Origin of the sequence: Robertmurraya dakarensis (assembly GCF_900156875.1) — a bacterium.
GTDB classification, from domain to species: Bacteria; Bacillota; Bacilli; order Bacillales; family Cytobacillaceae; genus Robertmurraya; species Robertmurraya dakarensis.
The window spans coordinates 668,746-671,566 of sequence record NZ_LT707409.1 but is presented as its reverse complement, the minus strand read 5'-3'; the positions used below and the strand labels follow the sequence as shown (position 1 = coordinate 671,566).

Genomic DNA, 2,821 nt, shown 5'->3' with positions numbered 1-2,821 from the left:
TTCGCATCCGTGGCCATCCTACTAAGAGTAATCCAAACAAATACTATTACTATTCTTTTCATGAACTATTACCACTTCTGGACTATTCTTCCGAAATGATAATCCCTTATTCCACTAACTAGTTAGCGAAAGAAGCGACTGCTCTATTGAACAATCGCTCCCGTTGAATAAGGATGAAGCATTACTATATAAGTAAAATCAACTTAATCTAGACACGATAATGTTTAACGCTGTCCAAGATGATGTAATGATTCACTGTCCCTCTGTCCATATTCTGTATAAATTAATTGTTTTTACAGACACTATTAAAAACGGTTGAAGGATATGTTACGAATGACAGATCGTCATAATAATGATAACTTCCCAGGTTATGAAAAAATTAAATCCATTCTTAATGAATCACCCGATTTGATGTGTCGAAAACTTGAAGTTGGACAAGTGGGGATTCATATTATTTTCATGAAGAATTTAATTAAGCCAGAGATTCTAAATGAATTTGTCATTAAATACATTGAAGAACTTTCTGTAGAATACTTACATTACACCTATTTAATGAAAAACATACCTATAGAAGAAATAAAGGTAAATTTAGAAGAACAAGAGGTAATCTCTTCCCTATTAAATGGATTTGCTTATATTTATTTTTTAGATGAGAAAAAGGCAATCATTGTGAATTGCGCAAATCCCATTGAACGATCTATTGAGAAAGCAGAAACAGAATCGTTAGTATATGGACCTAAAATTTCGTTCACTGAATCATTAACTTCTAACGTTAAGATAATCAGACAAAATCTAAATGATTATAATTTGTGCACAGATGAAATAAAGATTGGGGAACGCGTTCAAAAGAAAGTAAGAATTGTATATATAAAAGATATTGCAAACGATGACACTCTTCAGACACTTAAGGAAAGGATTGAACAGTTAAAAACGGATAATATAAGTGACAGTTCCGTTTTGGCTCAATGCCTAGAAGATAATCATTACTCTTTATTTCCACAATTTATATTAACAGAGCTGCCCGATAGATTCATCTACTCGATTTTAAACGGGCGAATTGGTGTTTTTATAGATGGTAGTCCTGTAGGGATTATAGGTCCTGCTAATTTTTTCTCATTTTTCGAATCAACAGAAGATATCTATTTGAGATGGTCTTTAAGTACATTTATTCGTTTTATCCGATTATTTGCTATGGTAGGTTCTATTTTTTTAACAGCCATTTATGTGGCTGCCATGACTTATCATTTTGAACTCATACCATCTAAATTGTTATTTATCATTGGACAATCACGTTCACAAGTTCCTTTTCCGCCCTTATTAGAAGCACTCTTACTAGAATTGTTAATTGAGTTACTTAGAGAAGCTGGTGCCCGCCTTCCTTCAAAAGTAGGACAAACAATGGGAATCGTAGGAGGTATTGTCATTGGCCAAGCAACGGTTGAGGCAGGGTTAACTAGCAATATTTTAATTATCATTGTTGCATTTAGTGCATTAGGGGCATTTTCGGCTCCTATTTATGAAATGGGCACTGCAGTCAGAATTGCTAGATTTCCAATCATTATTTTAGCAGGTGTTTGGGGGTTAAATGGAATCATTTTCGGTATATGTATTCTAATGGTTCACTTGTTAAAATTAACTTCTTTAAATAAACCTTATCTTGCACCTCTATATCCGCTAAGAATGAAAGATTTGCAATATTTTTTAATACGCCTCCCCCACCATTTTTATATGAGGCGGCCGTTAGTAAATCGACCAAAAGACTCCATTCGCCTAAAGGAGCGATTAAGAAATATAACAGATTTAGATGAATTTTGAGGTGCAAAATGAAATCAAATATACGTTTTGTTAACGCCTTTATGGCGTTTTATATCATACACACTTCGCAAATTGGTATGGGAATTCTTNGTGTTCTCTTCTTTGTACTGCATGTATGGCCCCTGAAAAAATAATAGAAATGCAAGGGATTTCAACGATTATTGGTTTTGACTTGCTTGATGACAATACATACAAAGGCACTATCAGTTTGTTACAATTTGACCGAAAAGAAGAAAAGACGAGTGTAACCCTTTCTGCTGACGGAACGACTAGTAAACAAATTAGACAAAAACTAGAGGAACAGACAAGCCATGACATTACGTCTGGTCAATTAAGGACCATACTGTTTAATAAAAATATGGCAGAAACAGGAATTTCTTCTTTTCTGGATACCATGCAACGAGACAGCATTATCAGTTCTTTAATCTTTTTGGCCATTACTGATAATGCTGAGGAGACGATTAACAATACAAACTATGAAGAATATCCCGAAATGGGATCCTATATCTACCAACTATTGGATAAACACGAAAAAAAAGAAATGTTAGTCAACTCCAACTTACATGATTTTATAACCACACTAAATGAAATTGGTATCGATCCTACCCTACCCATGATAAAAAATTCAAATGGGGTAGCACCATTTATAGATGGTGTTGCATTATTCAAAGAAGATAAAATTGTTGGATCTATTTCGTTGATAAACACCCTTTACATAAAATTATTCACAAATAATAAGGCATTTTTAGGTGATATAACTTTAGAAATTGCTGCTGAAGAACTAGAGAAAAGGGGTATTGCCCAACCTCTTCCTAAAAGTGATATTTATAAGATTACACTTCATCCAATAAAGTACAAAGGAAACATTGAAATAAAGAACGAAGAATTGGTTCATTTAAATGCAACGATTTCCGTTTCAACATTAGAATTTCAACCATATACTTCTTTGAAAAATAAAGATTCACTAAACAAAATGGAGCTACTAATTGGTGAAGCCCTAAACAAT

At 33.4% G+C, this 2,821-nt stretch carries 2 protein-coding genes; both read left to right on the top strand.

The window, feature by feature from the left end; genetic code table 11:
- Positions 1-333 precede the first annotated feature (333 nt).
- The gene (locus tag CZ487_RS12300) at positions 334-1,815 is read left to right on the top strand and encodes a spore germination protein (protein ID WP_084783244.1); all 1,482 of its coding nucleotides are present in this window, start codon (positions 334-336) and stop codon (positions 1,813-1,815) included.
- A gap of 115 nt (positions 1,816-1,930) precedes the next feature.
- On the top strand, positions 1,931-2,821 hold an 891-nt coding region (locus CZ487_RS26925), incomplete at its 3' end, for a Ger(x)C family spore germination protein (RefSeq protein ID WP_077212443.1).

Coding starts and splice junctions, on each gene's coding strand:
- CZ487_RS12300 (WP_084783244.1), top strand. CDS start 334: ATGACAGATCGTCATAATAATGATAACTTCCCAGGTTATGAAAAAATT.